Genomic DNA, 19,756 nt, shown 5'->3' on the forward strand with positions numbered 1-19,756 from the left:
CCCGTCCCGGGCTCGGGGCCGATGTGGCAGGCGACCGAGAAGGTCCGCCCAGGGGCGCCGGGCGGTGTGCGGGCCGGCAGGTCACTCGAAGGCGGCGGCCTCCTGCTCGGTCCGGGTGTCGTACTCCTCGCGCGCCGCCTCGATCTCCGGCACGTGCGCCTCACACCAGGCGATGAAGGGCATCACGGCGGCCAGCAGATCCCGCCCCAGGTCGGTGAGGGCGTACTCCACGCGCGGCGGCATCACCGGATACATGGTCCGGGTCACGATCCCGTCCCGTTCCAGCCCGCGGAGGGTGACGGTGAGCATCCGCTGGCTGATGCCCTCGGCCTCGCGCTTGAGCACGCTGAAGCGCTTGGTGCCCTCGGCGAGCAGGGCGATCAGGTACAGGGACCACTTGTCCCCGATGCGGTCGAGGTTCTCACGTGCCCGACAGTCGCCCAGCCCGGTGTCCATGGTTCTCTCCAGGTGACCTAGTAAGAAAAAAGTGCGTTCTTGTGCCGGTTGGGGCGGTCGCCCCAGGATGAGAGCGGTTCCTGAACGGAACCAACACATCAAAGAGAACCGCCTTACCTGCAGGAACCAAGGAGACACCATGACAGCCGAGGTTGTCGAGATCCCGGGCTATGTCGCCGGCACCTGGACCATCGACCCGGTGCATTCGGACGTGAGCTTCGCCGTCCGGCATCTGATGGTCAGCAAGGCTCGCGGCCGCTTCGGCTCGTTCGAAGGGCGGATCGTCACCGGCGCCGACCCGCTGGACTCCAGCGTGACCGCGACCATCGATCTCGCCTCGATCGACACCAACAACGCGCAGCGCGACGACCACATCCGCTCGGCCGACTTCTTCGAGGTCGAGAAGTACCCCACCATGACGTACCAGTCCACCGGCGTCCGCCGCGACGGCGACGATTACGTCGTCGACGGCGAGCTGACGCTGAAAGGCGTGACCCGCCCCGTTCCCCTGAAGCTGGAGCTCAACGGCTTCGGCCCCGACCCGTTCGCGTCCGACCCCGCCAAGGGCGCCCGCGCCGGCTTCACCGCCACCGGCGAGATCGACCGCACGGAGTTCGGCGTCACTTACAACGGCCCCATCCCCGGCGGCGGCGTCGCCCTCGGCGAGAAGGTCCAGATCGTCCTGGAGATCGAAGCCGTTCTGCAGACCTCCTGACCCTCCCGACGGCCCGTTCCCACTCGGGAACGGCCGGTCCCGCCGAGCCGCACCACCTGGCGCTCCTCGGCGGGATCTCCCGTTCCCCTGCCACGTCGGCTCCGGCGCACGTGCACTGCGGGTAAAGCAGGGTAAAGAGCCGCCCATGACGGACAAGGCGACCAGTGACCTGTGGTGGAAGAACGCGGTCGTGTACTGCGTGGACGTGGCGACCTGGCTGGACACCGACGACGACGGCGTCGGCGACCTGTCCGGCCTCACCCGGCGGCTCGACTACCTCGGCGGCCTCGGCGTGAACTGCCTGTGGCTGATGCCGTTCTACCCGTCGCCGCTGCGCGACGACGGGTACGACATCACCGACTATTACGCGGTCGACCAGCGGTTCGGCAGCCTGGGCGACTTCGTGGAGATGCTCCGCACCGCCGACGACCTCGGCATCCGGGTGCTCGTGGACCTCGTGCTGAACCACACGAGCATCGAGCACCGCTGGTTCCGGGACCGTCCCGACTACTACGTCTGGAGCGACCACCCCCGAAAGGAGCCCAGCGAGGTCGCCTTCCCGGGTGAACAGGACGGCACCTGGTCCTACGACGAGGAGGTCGGCAAGTGGTACATGCATCGCTATTACGACTTCATGCCGGACCTGGACATCACCAAGCCCGAGGTCCGCGACGAGATGAACAAGATCCTCGGCTTCTGGCTGGAGCTGGGCATCTCCGGCTTCCGGGTCGACTCGCTGCCGTTCATGATCGAGACGGTCGGCACCGACTGCCGGGACAACCCGGTCAGCTTCCTGCGGTCGATGGTCGAGTTCCTCGAACGGCGGCGCGGTGACGCCATCTTCCTCGGCGAGGCGAACGTCTCCCCGGAGGAGCAGCAGCGGTACTTCGGCCTCGACGGCGGCGAGGGCGTGCAGATGCTGTTCGACTTCCGCGGCTGCGCCGCGCAGTGGCTGTCGCACGCCCGCGGCGACGCGCGCCCGCTCGCGGAGGCGCTGCGGAACCGCCCGGCCCATCCGATCGGCGGTCAGTTCGCCAACTTCTGCCGCCACCACGACGAACTCAACCTCGGCCTGCTCGCCGAGTCCGAACGCGATGAGATCTTCGCCGCCTTCGCCCCCGAGGAGACCCACCGCGTGTACGGGCGCGGCATCCGCCGCCGGCTCGCGCCCATGCTCGGCAACGACCCCCGCCGGATCCGGCTCGTCCTGGCGCTCACCCTCGCGCTGCCGGGCACGCCGGTCATCCTGTACGGCGACGAGATCGGCATGGGGGAGGACCTGTCCCTGCCCGGCCGGCTCGCCGTCCGTACGCCCATGCAGTGGTCCGCCCGCCCGAACGGCGGCTTCTCCCGGGTCGAGGAGGTCTACCGCCCGGCCCTGGCCGACGGCGAGTACGGCTTCCGCGAGGTCAACGTCGTCGCCCAGCGCCACGACCCCGAATCCCTCAGCTCGTGGATGACGCGGGCGATCCGCGTCCGCCGCGAGTGCCCGGAGTTCGGCTGGGGCGACTGGGACATCCTCGACGTCGGCGACACGCGCGTGCTCGGCCTCGCGTACCGGTGGCGGGACGGCCGCGTCGTCACCCTGCACAACGTGTCCGCCGACCCGGTACGCGTCCGGCTGCCGGACGACCTGGACCTGACCGGTGTGGAGCAGATCCGCCAGATGTTCGGCGACGCGCCGGCGACCGAGCTGGGCCGGGAGATCGAGCTGGCCGGCTACGGCTACCGCTGGCTGCGCCTCATCGACGACGAGGTGACGACCGCCATCATCTGACCCCGCTCGGGGACCTGCCGGCGGATGCGCTCGCGGCGCGGCCGGGCGGCGGATCCAACGCACACGCCCTATGCCGCGAGGACGTCCGCCAGGGTGCGGGCGGCGTGGAGGGCGTCGGCGTGGGTGACGTAGAGCGGGGCGAAGCCGAAGCGCAGGACGTCGGGGCTGCGGAAGTCGCCGATGACCTCCCGGGCGATCAGCTCCGTCATGACCGCCTCGGCGTCGGGGTGGCGAAGGGAGACCTGGTGGCCGCGCCGCTCGTCGCGGGGGGTCAGCACCTCCACCGCGCCCGGCGGCAGGAGCTCCGTCACGCACGCGACGAAGAAGTCGGTCAGCGACAGGCCCTTGGCGCGCACGTCGGCCAGGGCCACGTCGTCCCACACCTCCAGGGCGGACTCCAGGGCGAGCAGGGACAGGATGTCCGGGGTCCCGCAGCGGCCGCGCTCGATGCCCTCGGCGGGGACGTAGTCCGGGGCCATGGCGAACGGCTCCCGGTGGCCGCCCCAGCCGGACAGCGGCTGGTCGAACGCCTCTTGCAGGTCGCGCCGCACGTACAGGAAGGCCGGCGCGCCCGGGCCGCCGTTCAGGAACTTGTAGGTGCAGCCGACCGCGAGGTCGACGCCCAGCGCGTCCAGGGCGAGCGGGAGCACGCCCACGCTGTGGCACAGGTCCCACACGACGCGCGCGCCGGCCGCGTGCACGCGCGCGGTCAGGGCGGCCATGTCGTGCAACCGGCCCGTGCGGTAGTCCACGTGGTTCAGCAGCACCACGGCGGTTTCGTCGCCGAGGACCGCCGGAAGCTCGTCGACGTCCGCGGTGCGCAGGACGCGGCCGGTCAGCTCCGCGACCGACGTCGCGATGTACCCGTCGGTCGGGAAGGTCGCGGCGTCGACGACGATCTCGCGCCTGCCGGGCGCGAGCCGGACGGCGGCGACCAGCGCCTTGAAGACGTTCACGCTGGTCGAGTCGGCGACGACGACCTGGCCGGGCGCGGCGCCGAGCAGCGGCGCGATCCGCTCGCCCACCCGGCGGGGCGCCTCCCACCAGCCCTCCGACCAGGACCGGATCAGCCGGCCGCCCCACTGCTCGCGGACCACCCGCTGCATCTGGTCGGCGACCCGCCGGAGCGGGGCGCCGAGGGAGTTGCCGTCGAGGTAGACGGTGCCGGGCGGCAGGTCGAACGCGGCGCGCAGGTGCGCGAGGGGGTCCTCGGCGTCGAGTTTGGCGGCGCGTGCGGTCAGGTCCATCGGCGTGATCCTTCAGACGTGGGAACGGGCGGTCCACAGCTCCGGGAACAGCTCCCGGCGTGCTCGCTTCTCCAGCCAGGAGACACCGGCCGAGCCGCCGGTCCCGGGTTTGGCGCCCATCGCGCGGCGGGTGGCCATCAGGTGGTCGTGCCGCCAGCCGGTGAACTCCTCGGCGACGTCGGTGAGCGCCTCACCGAGCCGGAGCGGTTCGCCGTCGTCGGTGGCGTAGATCTTCGCCCAGACCTCCTCGACGGAGGGGGAGGGGGCGTACGGCCGGGTGAGGTCGCGGTTCAGCACGTCGTCCGGTACGGCGTGGCCGCGCCGGGCCAGCAGCGCGAGCGCCGCGTCGTACACGCCGGGCTCGCCGAGCGCCCGCGACAGTTCGGCGTGCTGGGCGGGGACCGACCGGTGGGGCACGAGCATCGACGCGGACTTCTCCCCGAGCAGGAACTCCACCTGCCGGTACGCCGCCGACTGGAACCCGGAGCCCTCGCCGAGCGCGTCACGGAAGGCGTTGAACTCCCGTGGGGTCATCCGCGCGATCGGCAGCCAGGCGGCCCGCAGCGCCTTCACGTGCAGGACGCAGCGGTACAGCGCGGCGGTGCCCGCGCGGACGTCGTCGGCGGCCAGGCGGTCGCGGGCGTACCTCAGGTCGAACGCCAGCAGGCCGAAGTACAGCTCCATGACCTGCGTGACCACGAGGAACGACCGCTCCAGCGGCTCGTCGGTGACCGGCCACTGGAGTTCGTGCAGCGTGGCGGCGTGGACGTAGTCCTCGTACGGCGTGGTGCCGCCGAAGTCGAGCTTCGGCTCGTCCGCGGAGTGCTGGATCGGGCAGCCGGACCGTGTTTCGGTCGTCACTTCGGACCTCCTCCCTTCGTCACGAATGGGCACCGAACCATTCTGTGAGGGAGGAATCAGACATCAAAGGGCCGATGGAGGGAGTTCCGCCGTTCTTTTCTTATGAACGCAAGGCGATGTGGCGGTTAGGCTTACGACCATGAAACCCGACTTCGACGCCGTGGACTGGGCTCTCCTGGGGGCGCTCCAGGAGGACGCCCGGCTCTCGTACAACGAGCTCGCCCGCCGGGTGCACCTGTCCGCGCCGACGGTCGCCCAGCGGGTGCGCCGCCTGGAGGACGCCGGGGTGATCACCGGCTACCACGCCCGGGTGGATCCGGCGGCCGCCGGGTTCTCCGTCGTCGCCCAGGTCCGGATGAAGTGCTACGGCGCCCGGTGCATCACCGTGCACCCCGAGCTGCTCGACGACATCCCGGAGGTGCTCGAGGTCTCCCGGCTCACGGGGGACGTGTGCTCGATGGTCCTGGTCGCCACGACCTCGGTCGCCGAGCTCGAGCGCATCCTCGTGCGCCTCGCCTCGCACGGCGAGACGAGCTCCGCGATGGTCCTGTCCACGCCCATCGCCTGGCGCCCGCTCACTCCCGCGCGCCCCTGACGTCCGTCAGGAGGATTCCCCGGCCGGCGGTCCCGGCGGGTCACCAGTCGTCCGCGCTCTCCTCGACCAGCTTGATCAGGTCGCCGTCGACGAGGTCGTAGCGGTTCATCACGGTGAGCCGGGGGGAGTACACGTGAACGCTGATCGCCGGGGCGGACGAGACGTTGGTCACCGAATGGATGTAGTCCGGCCCGAACTCCCGGACGTCGCCGGGCGCGAGGTCGCGTTCGATGGCCAGGTCGTGTTCGCGCAGGCTCCCGAGGGCGACGGCGAAGGCTCCTCGGGAACCCCCGTGGTCGTGGAAGCCGGTCGACTGGCCCGGCAGCCAGCTGAGCAGCCAGATCTCGTGATCGTCGTCCTGGTGGAGGCGTTCGTACCAGCGCTCCTCGGCGTTCAGGCGTACGCGGTGGATCCATTCGTCGGGTGCGGTCGCCAACCGCCGGGCGACGTCGGCCAGGCGGGTCCGGGCGGGCGCGGATGTGCTCGCGGGCATGTACTGCTGCTCCTGTTCACTCTGAGGGCCGTTCGGTTCACGCGGGTACGGCCGTGGTACACAGCGCGCTCGCCTGCCGTCGCAGATCGACGTGCAGGTTCACCCATCCCTCAGAGTGCATGGATCGAGCATGGCGACAATTCCCTATTAAGTCAATCTGGATTGTGTGGAAGATCGGCAAACGCTTGCGCGGCGGGTGAGCCGGTCGGGGGCAGGCGTCAGAGGCGTTCGATCTTGACCTCATCCGCGCGGTAGCGGGCGCGCAGCGGCTTCTTGTCGAACTTGCCGACCGTCGTCTTGGGGATCTCCGCCACGAACGCCCAGTTCTCCGGGACCTGCCAGCGCGCGACCTTGCCGGACAGGAAGCCGGCCAGCTCCGCCGCGCTCGCCGACGCGCCGTCGCGCAGGACGACGAAGGCGAGCGGACGCTCGTCCCAGCGCGGATCCGGGATGCCGATCACCGCCGCCTCGAGCACCGCGGGGTGCGAGACGAGGTGGTTCTCCAGTTCGACCGAGGAGATCCACTCGCCGCCGGACTTGATGACGTCCTTGGCCCGGTCGGTGATCTGGAAGAAGCCGCGGTCGTCGATCGTGCCGATGTCGCCGGTGCGCAGCCACCCGTCGTGGAACTTCTCCGGGGCCGGGTCGCGGTGGTACGAGCCGGTGATCCACGGCCCGCGCACCTCGATCTCGCCGACGGACTCGCCGTCCCAGGGCAGCTCCTCGCCCGCCGCGTCGACGATCCGCATCTCCACGCCCGCCGCCACGCGGCCCGACTTCAGGCGCCAGTCGACGTCCTCGGTGGTGCCCGGCTCGACGCCGGGCGGCGGGAAGGCCATGCCGCCGAGCGGGCTGGTCTCCGTCATGCCCCAGCCCTGGATGATGCGCAGCCCGTACTCGGCCTCGAAGCGCTCCAGGAGCGCGCGGGGCGCGGCGGCGCCGCCGGAGGTGCCGGCCCGCAGCGAGGACAGGTCGAGCTCGTGGTCGGCGCCGTAGTTGAGGATCGCGCTCCAGATGGTCGGCACCGCGGAGGAGAGGGTGCTCCGCTCCGCGGCGATGAACCTGGTCAGGTGCTCCGGCTGGAGGAACGGGCCGGGCATGTGCAGCGTGGCGCCGGACAGGAACGCGGCGTACGGCAGGCCCCAGGCGTTGACGTGGAACATCGGGACGATGGTGAGCACGCGGTCCGTCTCGGTGAGGCCCATCAGCGACGCCGAGATCGCCACCATCGCGTGCAGGAACGTCGAGCGGTGGGAGTAGACGACACCCTTCGGGTCGCCCGTCGTGCCGCTGGTGTAGCACATCGACGCGGCGGCCCGCTCGTCGAGCTCGGGCCAGGCGAAGCCGGGCTCCTCGGCCGCCAGCAGCTCGTGGTAGCGCAGCACGCGGGCGTCGCCCAGCGCGGACGCGTCGCCGTCGCCCACGACGATGAACGCCTCGACGGACGGCAGCCGGTCGGCGACGCGGGCGAGCAGGGGGACGAGGGTGTCGTCGACGAGGATGAACCGGTCCTCGGCGTGCCCGATGATGTGCGCGAGCTGGTCGGGGAACAGCCGGATGTTCAGGGTGTGCAGCACCGCGCCCATCCCCGGGACGGCGAAGTACGCCTCGAGGTGCTCCTGGTTGTTCCAGCAGAAGGTCGCCACCCGGTCGCCCGCGCCGACGCCCAGCCGGGTCAGGGCGGCGGCGAGCCGCTCGGCGTTCTCCGCCACCTGCCGGTACGACGCCCGGCGCGGTTCGCCGCCGGTCCAGGTCACGCATTCGCTCCCGCCGTACACGCGGGCGCCGTGCCGCAGGATCGCGGGAACGGTGAGAGGGAACTCCTGCATCGTGCTGGCGAACATCACGGCCCTTCCGACGGACATACCGACCGGTCGGTAGCAGGTTAGGAGCGGCACCGTTTCCCCGTCAACGATGTCCCGTTACGGATGGTTCGCCGGATCGGCGGGTTTCCCGACCCGGCGCCTCAGGTCCGCTGGGCGAGGACGTCGGCGGGCGCGGCCCGCAGCGCGCCGCGGACCGGGAGCTCGGTGGCGAGCCAGGCGATCAGCACGACCGTGCCGGCGGCCGCCGGGAGCAGCCAGAGCGGCCCGGCGGCCCAGGGCCGGCCGAGGAAGCCCACGCCCAGCAGCGCCAGCGGCACCGCGGACAACGCGACCCCCGCGCCGATGGCCGCGACTGCGACCAGCGCGGCCTCGCGCCGTACCATCGCGACGATCTGCCGCGGGGTGGCGCCGACCAGCCGGAGCGCGGTGAACTCGTCGCGCCGCTGCGCCGCGGCCGCCGCCAGCCGGTTGGCCACCGCGAGCAGGACGTACCCCAGGAGCACGGCGAGCACGACGACGTTCACCCAGACCTCCGGGGGTGCCGGCGTCTTCTCGACGCCGCCGCGCACGTCGTCCACCTGGACGCCCGGTTCCCGCGCGGCGAGCGCGGCGAGCGAGCGCCGTACCGTCGCGTCCTGCCCCGGCGCGGCGCGGACCAGCACCCGGCCCGCCAGGCCGGTCGTCGTGTGGCCGGCGGCCAGGTCGCGCGAGACGACGACGTCCCCGAAGCCGAGGCTGCGGTCGTACGTGGCCACCACCTGGGCGGCGGCCCGCGTCCCGTCACCCAGGATCACGGTGACGCGGTCGCCGACCCCGGCGCCCCGCACCCGGGCGGTGATCGTGCTCACCGCGATCGCCGCACCGGTCAGGCGGCTCAGGTCGCCGCCGCGCCGCCCCAGGTCCAGGACGGCCGGGGCGTCCGGCCCGGTGACGAGCGCCCGGTACGAGGCGACCGTCTTCGCGCCGTCCTCCAGGTGCGGCCACAGGACGGTCGTCGTGTCCACCGGCACGGCGGCGGCGACGCCGGGTGTCGCACGGATCTCGTCGGCCAGGCCCGATGAGACCCCGCCGAGGGCGGGCGCGGTGACCGTGGCGTCGGCGCGCGTCGCATCCTTCGCCTGACGGGTGGTGGCGGCCATCAGCGTCGTCTGCGTCAGCGCGTAGCTCAGCGTGAACGCGACGGCCATCCCGAGCGCCGTCACCGCGCCGCCGACCCGGAGGGCGTAGCCGTGGCCGTTGCTCACGGCCAGCCAGGTCGTCGGCGACGTACGGCGCGGCAGCCGCCGCAGCAGCGCGCCGCTGCCGTGCCGGACGAGGTTCGGGCCCGCGAGGCCGAGCCCGATGACCGCCAGGAGACCGGCCGAGCCGGTCGCGACCGTCGCCTCGGCGGTGCGCAGGAACAGCGGCACCGCCCCCATCGTCATCGCGGCGGCGATGAGCAGCAGCCCGATCCCGCTGCGCACGGCCGACGGCTCACGCGGCTCGGCCCGCGACTCGGCGACGGCCTCGGTCGCCGGCATCCGTGACATACGGAACGCGGCGCTCAGCGCGGACACGCGCACCGCGAGCGACAGCAGCAGGAACGCCGCGACGGCCGGGAGCGGGCTCCAGGAGAGCGGCAGGCCGTCCGGGATCACACCGTGGGCGGCCAGCAGGCCGCCGAACCGGCCGGCGAGGACGTAGCCGAGCGCCACGCCGAAGGGCAGGGGGAGCAGCGCCACCACGCCGGTCTGGGCGGCGATGAGCCGGCGGACCTGCCGCGGCGTGGCGCCGACGGCCCGCAGGAGCGCGAGGTCGCGGCGCTGTCCCGCGATCGACACCGACAGCGCGCCCGCGACGACGAAACCGACGATCATCAGGACGACCCCGGCGATCGACCCGGCCAGCGCGAACAGCACCGTACGGCCCGTCGCCGCGCCCGGCTCCTCCACGTCGCCCCGCGCCCCGCCCGTCGCCACCGTGAGGTCTCCATGGCCGTCCGCCCGGAGTGCCCGGCGGACGCGCCCGGCCAGGGCTCCCGGATCGGTGCCCGGCGCGGCGCGCAGCGCGATCAGGTCGACCGTCCCGCGCTTCGGGCCGGTGTCCCGGCCGGCCAGGCGGGCCGCGACGGCGTCGCCGAAGTAGACGCCGGGCCGGCCGCCGACGACGGCCGACACCCGGTATCCGGCCCGCCGGCCGGCGGCCACGACCGTCACCCGGTCACCGGGACGCACGCCGGCGCGCGCGGCGGTGGCCGCGTCGAGCGCCACGTCCCCGGGACCGGCCGGGGGAACGCCGTGGACGGAGGCGGGGCCGGGCAGCGTCCTGGACGACCAGCCGTGCCCGGCGGTCCGCGGATCCCCGGCATCGATCACCGTGCCGTCCCGTCCGATGACGGCCGCGGGCAGGCCGACGTCGCCGGCCGAGGAGGCGACGCCGGGCAGCGCGGCCAGCAGGGCGACGAGCCGCGCGGGGACCGGCGCCCGCTCCGGCAGCGGCTCGGCCAGGTCCTCGTCCTGCGCGACCGACTGCCGGGCGGCGACGACGACGTCCGTTCCGGCGAGCCGTTCGACGGGCAGGTGGGAGCGCAGGCCGGACTCCGCCAGCACGCCCGTGGCGGTCAGGAACGCGGACCCGCCCAGCACCGCGCAGACGATCGCGACCAGCGCGCCGGTCCGGCCGCGGGTGAGCAGAAGCGAGATCCGGAGCATCATCGGCCTCCCAGCGAGGTGAGCCGGGCGGCGAGCGTCGACGCGTCGGGCTCACGGATCGCGTCGACGATGCGGCCGTCCGCCATGATGAGGGCCTCGTGGGAGCGGGCCGCCGCGGCCGGGTCATGGGTCACCATCACGATGGTCTGGCCCAGTTCGTCGACGATCTGCCGCAGGAGCGTGAGGACGTCCCCGGAACTGCGGACGTCCAGCGCACCGGTCGGCTCGTCGGCGAACACGATGTCGGGCCGGGCGGCCAGCGCCCGGACGATCGCGACCCGCTGCTGCTGGCCGCCGGACAGCTCCGCGGGGCGGCGGTGCAGGACCCCGTCCAGGCCCGTGCGGTCGACCAGCACGCGGATCCACTCCCGGTCCGGGGCGCGGCCGGCGAGCCGCAGCGGGAGGGTGACGTTCTGCTCGACGGTGAGCGCCGGGAGCAGGTTGTAGCCCTGGAACACGAAGCCGATCCGGTCGCGGCGCAGCACGGTGCGCCGGGCCTCGTCGAGCCGGGAGATGTCCGTGCCCCCGACCGTGACCGTTCCCGACGTCGGGGTGTCGAGCCCGGCCGCGACCTGCAGCAACGTGCTCTTGCCCGACCCCGACGGCCCCATCACCGCGAGGAACGCCCCGCGGGGGACGGTGAGCGACACGTCGTCCAGCGCGGTCACCGCCACAGTGCCGGTGCGGTGCACCTTGGTGACCCCGTCGAGGCCGATGACCTGACCCGGCGGCGCGGGCCGCGTGTCGGCCGATCCACGGCGCCTCATGCCCGCCCCCGCCGGAACCAGTCGGCGAGCAGCCCCGCGATGCACAGCACCGTCACGATGCCGCACGACAGGCTCACCGCGATCGGGAGTCCGCTCATCGAGGTCACCGCGTTCCCGGCGGCGCTGACCACCAGGACCGTCCAGAGGACCGCGCGGCGCGCGTTCAGGCCGCCGCCGGTCCGGTCGGGGTCGCCGGGCTCCGCTCCGGGCGGGCCGAGCTGAAAGGGGTCGTTCGTCATGGGTCCTCCTCGGTAGGACCCCGACGCTACGGACGGCTGTGACCTGCGACGATCCCGCGTGCTACCCAGTCGTGGTACAGCAGGCACCACTCTTCGCGCGATATGCCCCGGACCCTCGCGATCCGCCATAAGGTGGCCACTGGTCGGGGGGAGGAACGGATGCGAGGCGGGAACGACGGCGTGATCGGACGCGCGCTGCGCGACCCGATCGACGCGCTCCGGCGGCTGGTCGGCGGTCTGGGTACCGCGACCCTCGCCCTGCTCACCGCGATGGGACTGGTCGTCGTCGGCGTCCTCTGCCTCGTCGGCGTCGGGCTGCCGCTGCTGCCGGGGGCGCTCGCGACCGTGCGGGCGGTCGCCGACCGGGAGCGCGGGCGGCTGAGCCGGTGGGGCGAGGAGGTCATCAGCCCGTACGCGCCGTGGCCGAGCGGCTGGTCCGCGCGCCTCCGCGCCGCCGCGGCCGACCCGGCGACGGCGCGCGACCTTCGGTGGCTGGCCACCCACGCCCTGTTCGGGTTCGTCCTCGGCCTGTTCGGCTCGATGCTGCCGCTGCTCGCGGTGCGGGACCTCACCTTCCCGCTCTACTCGTGGGCGCTGCCACCGGGCGAGGCCACCACCTCGGTCGGTCTCCCGGCCGACGGATGGACCGGGGCGGCGGCGAGCGTCCTCCTGGGCGTCGGCTGGGTGGCGATCGCCGTCGGGTTGGGCCCGAGGATGGCCCGGCTCCAGGCCCGGCCCGGGAGGCGCCTGCTCCGGCCGCATCCCGGCGTCGACCTGTCCGCGCGGGTCGCGGAGCTGACCGCGACGCGCGCCGCCGCCCTGGACGCCCACACCGCCGAACTGCGGCGGATCGAGCGCTCCCTGCACGACGGCACGCAGAACCGCCTCGTCGGAGTGGTCGTCCTGCTGGGCGCCGCGCGGCGGGCGCTGAGGAACGACCCGGCCGGCGCGGACGGTGCCCTGGAGCAGGCGCAGTCGGCGGCCGAGCAGGCGCTCGCCGAACTGCGCGCCGTGGTCCGCGCCATCCTCCCGCCCGTGCTCGAGCAGCGCGGTCTCGGCGGCGCGCTGGCCGCGCTGGCGGCCGGGTGCGCCGTGCCCTGCCGGGTGTCGGCCGACGTGCCGGGCTCCCGGCCGGCGTCCGTCGACGCGACCGCCTACTTCGTCGTCGCCGAGGCGCTCACCAACATCTCCAAGCACAGTCACGCCCGGCGCGCGACCGTCGACGTGCGCCAGACCCGGGACCGGCTGCGCCTGCGCATCGAGGACGACGGGCGCGGCGGTGCCGACGAGGAGTCCGGGAGCGGCCTCGTCGGCATCCGCCGCCGGGTCGAGGCGCATGACGGACGCGTGACCCTGTCCAGCCCGCCGGGCGGGCCGACCATTCTCGACGTGGAGTTGCCGTGCGTGTTGTGATCGCGGAGGACGACGCCCTGCTCCGCGCCGGGCTCGAGCTGCTGCTGCGCGGAGAGGGGTTCGAGGTCGTCGCCGCGGTCGCGACGCCGGACGCCTTCCTCGCCGCCGTCGACGAGGATCCGCCCGACATCGCCATCGTCGACGTGCGCATGCCGCCCACCCACACCGACGAGGGCATCAAGGCGGCGGTGGCGGCCCGGCGGCGTCACCCGGAGCTCGCCGTTCTCGTGCTGTCGGCGTACGTCGAGGAGAGCTTCGCGACCGACCTGCTCGCCGAGGGCACGGCCGGCATCGGCTACCTGCTCAAGGAGCGGGTCGGGCGGGTCGAGCGGTTCCTCGAGGCCCTGGGCCGGGTCGCCGAAGGGGGAACGGCCATCGACCCGGAGCTCGTGGCCCAGTTGTTCGCGCACCGGCGCGCCGACGATCCGCTGGACCGGCTCACGCCGCGCGAACGCGACGTGCTGGCGCTCATGGCCGAGGGGCTCGGCAACGTCGCCATCGCCCAGCGCCTGGTCGTGACCGAGGGCGCGGTGCACAAGCACATCCGCAACATCTTCGCCAAGCTCGACCTGCGCCCGACCGAGCACACCGACCGCCGCGTCGCCGCCGTCCTGCGCTACCTGGAGAGCACCGGCAGACAGTAATACATCCAACGAATCCGCTGGTACGCGGCGATTTCCGGCCGGTCGACCGGCTAACATCGATTGTAAGGTTCCTTGACCATCGGATGTCCGGGTGTTTTGGTGTTGCCGAGCCCCTGACCTCCGAGGAGGACCATTGAGACGCCTGCCCACCGCGATCGCGGCGGCCGTCGCCCTGATCGGGCCGCTCGCCGTCGTACCGGCCGCCGTGGCCGGACCGGCCCCCGCCCCGACGCCGGAGCAGCGTGCCGCGGCGCTCGTCGCCCAGATGACGCTGGACGAGAAGATCACCCAGACGCACACCACCGGGAAGGGCGCCGGCGGGGTCTCGCGGCTGGTGCCCGGCATTCCCCGGCTCGGCATCCCCGACTTCCTCATCAGCAACGGCCCCGCGGGCGTCGGCACCGGCGCGGTGGGGACCCAGCCCGACGCCACGGCACTGCCCGCGCCCGTCGCCCTCGCCGCCGGGTTCGACCCGGAGCTGGCCCGGCGGTACGGCGTCGTCGAGGGCCGGGAGACGGCGAACGTCGGCCACAGCCTGCTCGAGGCGCCCGACGTCAACATGGTCCGCGTCTACCGGAACGGCCGGGCGTTCGAGAACTACGGCGAGGACCCCTACCTCGCGGGGCGGCTCGCGGCGGCCGACATCCAGGGGATCCAGAGCCAGGGCGTGCTGGCCGAGGTGAAGCACTACGCGGCCAACGACCAGGAGACGAACCGCCGGACCATCGACGAGCGGATCGACGACCGTACGCTCCACGAGATCCACCTGCCGGCGTTCGAGGCGGCGGTGAAGGAGGGCCACGCCGCCTCGGTGATGTGCGCCTACCCGTCGGTCAACGGCTCGTTCATGTGCGAGAACCCGCACCTGCTCACGGACGTGCTGCGCGGCCAGTGGGGCTTCCGCGGCTTCGTCCAGTCCGACGCCAGCGCCACGCACACCGCGGTCGGCGCCGCGGCCGCGGGGCAGGACCTCGAACTGCGGGACAACGGCCCGTACGACCAGGAGCTCAAGCAGGCCGTCCTCGACGGCGAGGTGAGCATGGCGCGGCTCGACACCATGATCGTGCGCCGGCTCGCCATCGAGATCCGCGCCGGGCTGTTCGACCACCCGCGGACGGTCACGCCCATCGACGCGGCGGCCGGGGGAGCGGTGGCGCGGTCGGTGGCCGAGCAGACCGCCGTGCTGCTGAAGAACTCCGGCGCGGCCCTGCCGCTCCCCGCGACCGGCCTGCACTCGATCGCGGTGGTCGGGCCGTACGCCCAGGTCGCGCACCCGGGCGGCGGCGGCAGCGCGCATGTCGACCCGCTGTACACCGTCAGCCCGGTCGCGGGCATCCAGAAGCGGGTCGGCGCGGGCGTCACCGTCCAGAGCTCGGACGGCTCCGACGCGGCCGCGGCGGCGAAGCTGGCCGGTTCCTCGGACGTCGCCGTCGTCATCGTGGGCGACCTGGAGAAGGAGGGCACGGACCGTACGAGCCTGTCGCTGTCCGCCGGCCAGGATCAGCTGGTCCGCTCCGTCGTCGCCGCCAATCCGCGCACGATCGTCGTCCTCAACAGCGGCGCGCCCGTGCTGATGCCGTGGATCGACGACGTCCCCGCCGTGCTGGAGACCTGGTATCCGGGCGAGGAGGACGGCAACGCGCTCGCGGCGCTGCTGTTCGGCGACGTGAACCCCTCGGGCAAGCTGCCGGTGACCTTCCCGCGCGGCGAGGAGCAGACGCCGACGAGCACGCCGGACCGGTACCCGGGCGTCAACGGCACCGTGAACTACTCCGAGCGGCTGGAGGTCGGCTACCGCTGGTACGACACGCAGGGCGAGCAGCCGTTGTTCCCCTTCGGGTACGGCCTGTCGTACACGGGTTTCGCGTTCGGCCGGCTGAAGGTCTCGCCGGTGGCGGACCGGCACGGGCGGGTGACGGTGAGCGTGGACGTCCGCAACACCGGATCCCGTACGGGTGCCGAGGTCGCCCAGGTCTACGTCACGGCGCCGCCGTCGGCCGGTGAGCCGCCCAAGCAGCTCAAGGGCTTCGCGAAGGTGACGCTGCGGCCCGGACAGACCAGGCGGGTGACGGTACGGCTGGACGCGCGGGCGTTCTCCGTCTGGGACACCGCGTCGCAGCGGTGGACGACCGTCGGCGGCCGCCACGTCGTCGCGGTCGGGGACTCCTCGCGGAACCTGCCGCTGTCGGCGCCGGTCCGCGTCCGCTGACCGCGGGCCCGGCCGGCCGGACCCCGTACGTCGAGCGGCCCGGCGGCCTCCGGGCCGCTCGACGAACGGATCAGCGGTGCTGCAGCGCGTCCAGCGCGACCGCCTGGGCGATGACCAGCCGGCGGTCCAGACGCGGGTCCTTGATGTCGACGACGTACTTGTCGCGCAGCGCGAACTTCTTGTCCACCAAGAACGTCTCCTGCTCGTTCGCGGTGAAGTCGAAGTGGTACGGCCAGGCGAACGGGAGGCTGTCGACGTAGGGGATGAAGTCCCAGACGCGGCGCAGGATCGCGACGAACTTGCTGCGCTCCGTCCCGGTGGTCACGCCGAGGCCCGGCTGCTCCAGGTGCCAGGTGGAGGCCAGCAGCGAGGCCTTGAAGTCCTTGCGGAAGTTGCCGATCGGCTGCCCGCCCGGGTCGGTGACGTCGTAGGTCGCGCCGAGGTCGAGGCGCTGGCGGGCCTTGAATCCGAAGAGCGGGTGCTCCTTGCGGTCGTCGCTGTAGAAGGTGACCTGCTCCTTGAACGCCAGGCGCTTCTGCTGGGCGAAGGCGATGAGCTCGCCCTCGGAGCCGTCCGGGTTCTCGGCGTGCACCTCGTACTGGTTCACCATCAGCCGGACGCGCTGGCGGATGAGCAGCCGCCGCTGCGCCTGGAAAGTCTGGAAGTCCATCTGTCCCCGTCTCGTGACACGGTCGATCGAGGGAGCAAAGCTACAGAAAAGGTAAAGAGCACACCAAGACGCTCGCGCGATCAGTGGCGAAAACGAGACCTGACCTCGGTCGCGTCACACTACCGCGCCGAGCTGCCAGGGCACGAACTCCTCGTCGCCGAAGCCGAGCTCCTCGCTGCGCGTGCGGCGGCCGGACGCGGTGTCCAGGATGAGGTCGAAGATCCGCCGGCCCATCTCGGCGACGTCGCACTCGCCGTCGGCGATCAGGCCGCAGTTGATGTCCATGTCGTCGGTCATCCGCTCGTACAGCGGCGTGTTCGTCGCGAGCTTGAGGCTGGGCGTCGGCTTGCACCCGAACACCGACCCGCGGCCCGTCGTGAAGCACAGGACGTGCGCGCCGCCGGCCACCATCCCGGTCGCGTTGACCGGGTCGTAGCCCGGCGTGTCCATGAACACCAGGCCCTTGGCGGTGACGGGCTCGGCGTACTCCACGACGTCGGCCAGGTTGGACTGACCGCCCTTGGCGGCCGCGCCCAGCGACTTCTCCAGGATGGTGGTCAGGCCGCCGGCCTTGTTGCCGGGGGAGGGGTTGTTGTCCATGGAGCCGCCGTGCCCGGCGGTGTACTCCTCCCACCAGCGGATCCGGCGGATAAGCTTTTCCCCGACCTCCCGGCTGACCGCCCGCCGGACGAGCAGGTGCTCGGCGCCGTAGATCTCCGGCGTCTCGCCGAACACCGCCGTGCCGCCGTGCCGGATGAGCAGGTCCGCGGCCGCGCCGAGGGCCGGGTTCGCGGTGATGCCGGAGTAGCCGTCCGAGCCGCCGCACTCCATCGCCAGGATGAGCTCGGAGGCGGGCACGGGCCGCCGGCGCACGGCGTTCGCGGCGGGCAGCAGCTCCGTGATCCGGGCGACCCCTTCGGCGACCGCCGCCCGGGTGGCGCCGAGCGCCTGGACCGCCATCGGCACCACGGGCGTGTCCGCGCCGATCCCCCACTCCTCGGCGAGGGACCGGACCTCGTCGAGCTCGCCGCCGAGGCCGAGCACGAGGAAGCCGGCGAAGTTCGGATGGCACGCGTACCCGGTGAGGGTGCGCCGCAGCACGGCGGCCTCTTCGCCGCCCGCACCTGCCGTCCCGCGTCCGAGGCCGTGGGGCAGCGCCACCACCCCGTCCACCGCCGGGTAGGCGTCCAGGGGGCCGGGCGGCCCCTCCTGCCGGCGGAACCGCTCGGCGATCCGCCGGGCGGTCGCGACCGAGTGGTCCGCCGTGGCGAGGATCCCGATGTGGTTGCGGGTGGCGACCCGGCCGTCGGGCCGGAGGATCCCGTCGAAGGTCGCCCGCTCCGCGGCGGGCAGCGTCTCCTGCGGCCGGACGGCGACGCCGTGCTCGTACTCCCGGTCGAACATCTGGAAGCCGAGGTTGTGGGTGTGCACGTGCTCCCCGGCGGCCACCGGACGCGTCGTGAAGCCGATGACCTGGCCGTACTTGCGCACCTGGGCTTCGGCGGGCAGGTCGCGCAGGGCGACCTTGTGGCCGCGCGGCACGCCGTCCCGGGTGACCAGTCCGGCGCGGACCGGCGTGCCGGCCGCGAGATCCTCGGTGGCCAGTGCCACGTCGTCGTCCTGGTGCAGGATCAGCAGGGCGGTCATCCGTCACTCCATCCGAGAATGGCGAGCACTGTCCGACATCTTCTCCCGAGCCGCCGCCGCAGCGGAACCCACCGGTATTCACGAGGACCGGAAGATCTGCCGGATCGTGCCCGCGTGTCAACGCTGAGTGACATTTCTGCGGTTTTCCGGCCTCCCTTCCTACGCCTCGTACGGGGTCGCTCTCGCTCCGTCGAGCACGGCGGGGATATGCCGGTGACCTCGGGCGTTGGTTACGGACGCCGCAGAGCCCATGTCTGTTTGGAGGCGATTTGTGCGGGTAGCCGCTGGACCATCGGCCGAACCGCGGGTACCGGTTCCGGCCGGACCGTCGAAGAAAGGAATGAACCATGGGCAGCGGGCAGATAGCCCAGCGTGGCGCTCCGGTACAACAGTCCTCCGGTGGTGGCGGCGGCGGTCTCGCCGACGTCGTCGAGCTGATCCTCGACAAGGGCCTGGTCATCGACGCCTTCGTCCGGGTCTCCCTCATCGGCATCGAGATCCTCCGCATCGACGCGCGGGTCGTCATCGCCAGCGTCGACACCTATCTGCGCTTCGCCGAGGCCTGCAACCGCCTCGACATCGCCAACGACGGCTCCAGCGCGGGCCTCCCCCAGATGATCGGCCAGATGACGGAGAGCGGCGCCAAGCGCAAGACGAGGGGCGCGCTGCAGGGCGCCGGTGAGACGCTCCGCGACTCCCTCGGCCGGGGCCAGGACAAGGAGAAGGCCGGATCCCGCAGGAAGAAGGACGAAGACGACGAGGAGGAGCAGTGACCGTGCAGTACGTCTACGGCGTCACCGACGCCGACGTGGAGATCCCCGGGACGCTGAAGGGGATCGACGGCCAGGAGGTGTCCCTGGTCTCCCACGGACGCTGCGCCGCCCTGGTGAGCGACCTGGCCGCCGACCGGCCCCTCGGCACGCGTGACGACCTCATGGCCCACCAGGGTGTCCTCCAGGCGATCGTCGAGGCCGGCGGGACCATCCTGCCCTTCCGCTTCGGCGGCGCCCTGGCGGACCGGGACGCGGTCGTCGAGGAGCTCCTGAGCCCCCACGAGGACACGTTCGTCGAGCAGCTCGAACCCCTGCGCGGGCAGATCGAGGTGCGGATCAAGGCACGGTACGAGGAGGACGCCGTGCTGCGCGAGATGGTCCAGGAGGAGCCGGAGATCGCCGAGCTCAACCAGCGGGTCCGCGAGCTTCCCGAGGACGCGGCCTACTACGACCGGGTACGGCTCGGCGAGCTCATCGCGCAGGCCTTCACCCGCCGCCGGCAGAATGACGGGCAGGGCCTGCTCGACGCCCTGGCGCCCCGGGCGACGGCGGTCGCGCAGCGCGAGCTGTCCCGCGAGGACGACGTGCTCGACGCCGGCTTCCTGATCGACCGGAAGGAGCGCGAGGCGTTCCAGAAGCTCGTCGACGAGGTCGGCAAGGACAACGAGGGACGCATCCGCGTCCGCGTCGCCGGCCCCCTGCCGCCCTACGACTTCGTGGGCCAGGAGAGCTGA

Annotated in this window: 18 protein-coding genes; 8 read left to right on the forward strand and 10 right to left on the reverse strand. The window is 72.7% G+C overall.

Features of this window, described 5'->3' with window-relative positions; genetic code table 11:
* Positions 1–81: 81 nt before the first annotated feature.
* A complete protein-coding gene (locus tag AB0L00_RS27655) occupies positions 82–456 on the reverse strand; it encodes a helix-turn-helix domain-containing protein (RefSeq protein ID WP_364439986.1) in 375 nt (124 codons plus the stop codon).
* Positions 457–595: 139 nt separating this feature from the next.
* On the opposite strand from AB0L00_RS27655, the gene AB0L00_RS27660 reads away from it, so the two are divergent.
* The gene (locus tag AB0L00_RS27660; protein ID WP_364439988.1) at positions 596–1,171 is read left to right on the forward strand and encodes a YceI family protein; all 576 of its coding nucleotides are present in this window, start codon (positions 596–598) and stop codon (positions 1,169–1,171) included.
* A 145-nt stretch (positions 1,172–1,316) separates the two neighbouring features.
* Positions 1,317–2,948, forward strand: a complete 1,632-nt coding sequence (locus AB0L00_RS27665) for an alpha-amylase family protein (RefSeq protein WP_364439990.1) — start codon at positions 1,317–1,319, stop codon at positions 2,946–2,948.
* 68 nt (positions 2,949–3,016) lie between these two features.
* On the opposite strand, the gene kynU is transcribed toward AB0L00_RS27665, so the two are convergent.
* Positions 3,017–4,195, reverse strand: coding sequence for a kynureninase (kynU, locus tag AB0L00_RS27670; protein WP_364439992.1), 1,179 nt, complete (start codon positions 4,193–4,195; stop codon positions 3,017–3,019).
* Between the two features lie 12 nt (positions 4,196–4,207).
* Positions 4,208–5,056 (reverse strand): tryptophan 2,3-dioxygenase family protein, encoded by an 849-nt coding sequence (locus AB0L00_RS27675; RefSeq protein ID WP_364439994.1) that lies wholly within the window; start codon positions 5,054–5,056, stop codon positions 4,208–4,210.
* A 139-nt stretch (positions 5,057–5,195) separates the two neighbouring features.
* On the opposite strand from AB0L00_RS27675, the gene AB0L00_RS27680 reads away from it, so the two are divergent.
* Positions 5,196–5,651 carry an Lrp/AsnC family transcriptional regulator gene (locus AB0L00_RS27680; protein ID WP_364439996.1) on the forward strand — a complete coding sequence of 152 codons (456 nt, stop codon included), beginning with the start codon at positions 5,196–5,198 and terminating at the stop codon, positions 5,649–5,651.
* 40 nt (positions 5,652–5,691) lie between these two features.
* On the opposite strand, the gene AB0L00_RS27685 is transcribed toward AB0L00_RS27680, so the two are convergent.
* The 5 genes from AB0L00_RS27685 to AB0L00_RS27705 form a co-directional block, all read right to left on the reverse strand.
* Positions 5,692–6,144: a cysteine dioxygenase family protein gene (locus AB0L00_RS27685; protein ID WP_364439998.1), complete on the reverse strand. Its 453-nt coding sequence runs from the start codon at positions 6,142–6,144 to the stop codon at positions 5,692–5,694.
* Between the two features lie 218 nt (positions 6,145–6,362).
* Positions 6,363–8,009, reverse strand: a complete 1,647-nt coding sequence (locus tag AB0L00_RS27690) for a long-chain fatty acid--CoA ligase (RefSeq protein WP_364440000.1) — start codon at positions 8,007–8,009, stop codon at positions 6,363–6,365.
* Between the two features lie 101 nt (positions 8,010–8,110).
* Positions 8,111–10,660 (reverse strand): FtsX-like permease family protein, encoded by a 2,550-nt coding sequence (locus AB0L00_RS27695; protein ID WP_364440002.1) that lies wholly within the window; start codon positions 10,658–10,660, stop codon positions 8,111–8,113.
* Positions 10,660–11,427 carry an ABC transporter ATP-binding protein gene (locus AB0L00_RS27700; protein ID WP_364440004.1) on the reverse strand — a complete coding sequence of 256 codons (768 nt, stop codon included), beginning with the start codon at positions 11,425–11,427 and terminating at the stop codon, positions 10,660–10,662. Before AB0L00_RS27700 ends, AB0L00_RS27695 begins: the two co-directional genes overlap by 1 nt.
* Entirely contained in the window at positions 11,424–11,666 is a 243-nt protein-coding gene (locus tag AB0L00_RS27705) for a hypothetical protein (protein ID WP_364440006.1), read from the reverse strand. Before AB0L00_RS27705 ends, AB0L00_RS27700 begins: the two co-directional genes overlap by 4 nt.
* A gap of 159 nt (positions 11,667–11,825) precedes the next feature.
* Here AB0L00_RS27705 and AB0L00_RS27710 point away from each other — a divergent pair, with 159 nt between their 5' ends.
* From AB0L00_RS27710 to AB0L00_RS27720, 3 genes are all read left to right on the forward strand, one after another.
* Entirely contained in the window at positions 11,826–13,079 is a 1,254-nt protein-coding gene (locus tag AB0L00_RS27710) for a sensor domain-containing protein (protein WP_364440008.1), read from the forward strand.
* Positions 13,067–13,723, forward strand: coding sequence for a response regulator transcription factor (locus AB0L00_RS27715; RefSeq protein ID WP_364440010.1), 657 nt, complete (start codon positions 13,067–13,069; stop codon positions 13,721–13,723). Before AB0L00_RS27710 ends, AB0L00_RS27715 begins: the two co-directional genes overlap by 13 nt.
* 133 nt (positions 13,724–13,856) lie before the next feature.
* Positions 13,857–15,932 (forward strand): glycoside hydrolase family 3 C-terminal domain-containing protein, encoded by a 2,076-nt coding sequence (locus tag AB0L00_RS27720; RefSeq protein WP_364440012.1) that lies wholly within the window; start codon positions 13,857–13,859, stop codon positions 15,930–15,932.
* 70 nt (positions 15,933–16,002) lie between these two features.
* Here the strand turns inward: AB0L00_RS27720 and AB0L00_RS27725 are convergent, their stop codons facing one another.
* Together AB0L00_RS27725 and AB0L00_RS27730 are read right to left on the reverse strand one after the other, a co-directional pair.
* Positions 16,003–16,602: a hypothetical protein gene (locus AB0L00_RS27725; RefSeq protein ID WP_364440014.1), complete on the reverse strand. Its 600-nt coding sequence runs from the start codon at positions 16,600–16,602 to the stop codon at positions 16,003–16,005.
* A 114-nt stretch (positions 16,603–16,716) separates the two neighbouring features.
* Positions 16,717–18,249 (reverse strand): altronate dehydratase family protein, encoded by a 1,533-nt coding sequence (locus AB0L00_RS27730; RefSeq protein ID WP_364440016.1) that lies wholly within the window; start codon positions 18,247–18,249, stop codon positions 16,717–16,719.
* Between the two features lie 362 nt (positions 18,250–18,611).
* On the opposite strand from AB0L00_RS27730, the gene gvpJ reads away from it, so the two are divergent.
* Entirely contained in the window at positions 18,612–19,022 is a 411-nt protein-coding gene (gvpJ, locus tag AB0L00_RS27735) for a gas vesicle protein GvpJ (RefSeq protein WP_345363717.1), read from the forward strand.
* Entirely contained in the window at positions 19,019–19,756 is a 738-nt protein-coding gene (locus AB0L00_RS27740; protein WP_364440018.1) for a GvpL/GvpF family gas vesicle protein, read from the forward strand. The genes gvpJ and AB0L00_RS27740 overlap by 4 nt, the downstream gene beginning before the upstream one ends.

This window comes from Actinoallomurus sp. NPDC052308 (assembly GCF_040679195.1).
Lineage (GTDB): Bacteria > Actinomycetota > Actinomycetes > Streptosporangiales > Streptosporangiaceae > Actinoallomurus > Actinoallomurus liliacearum.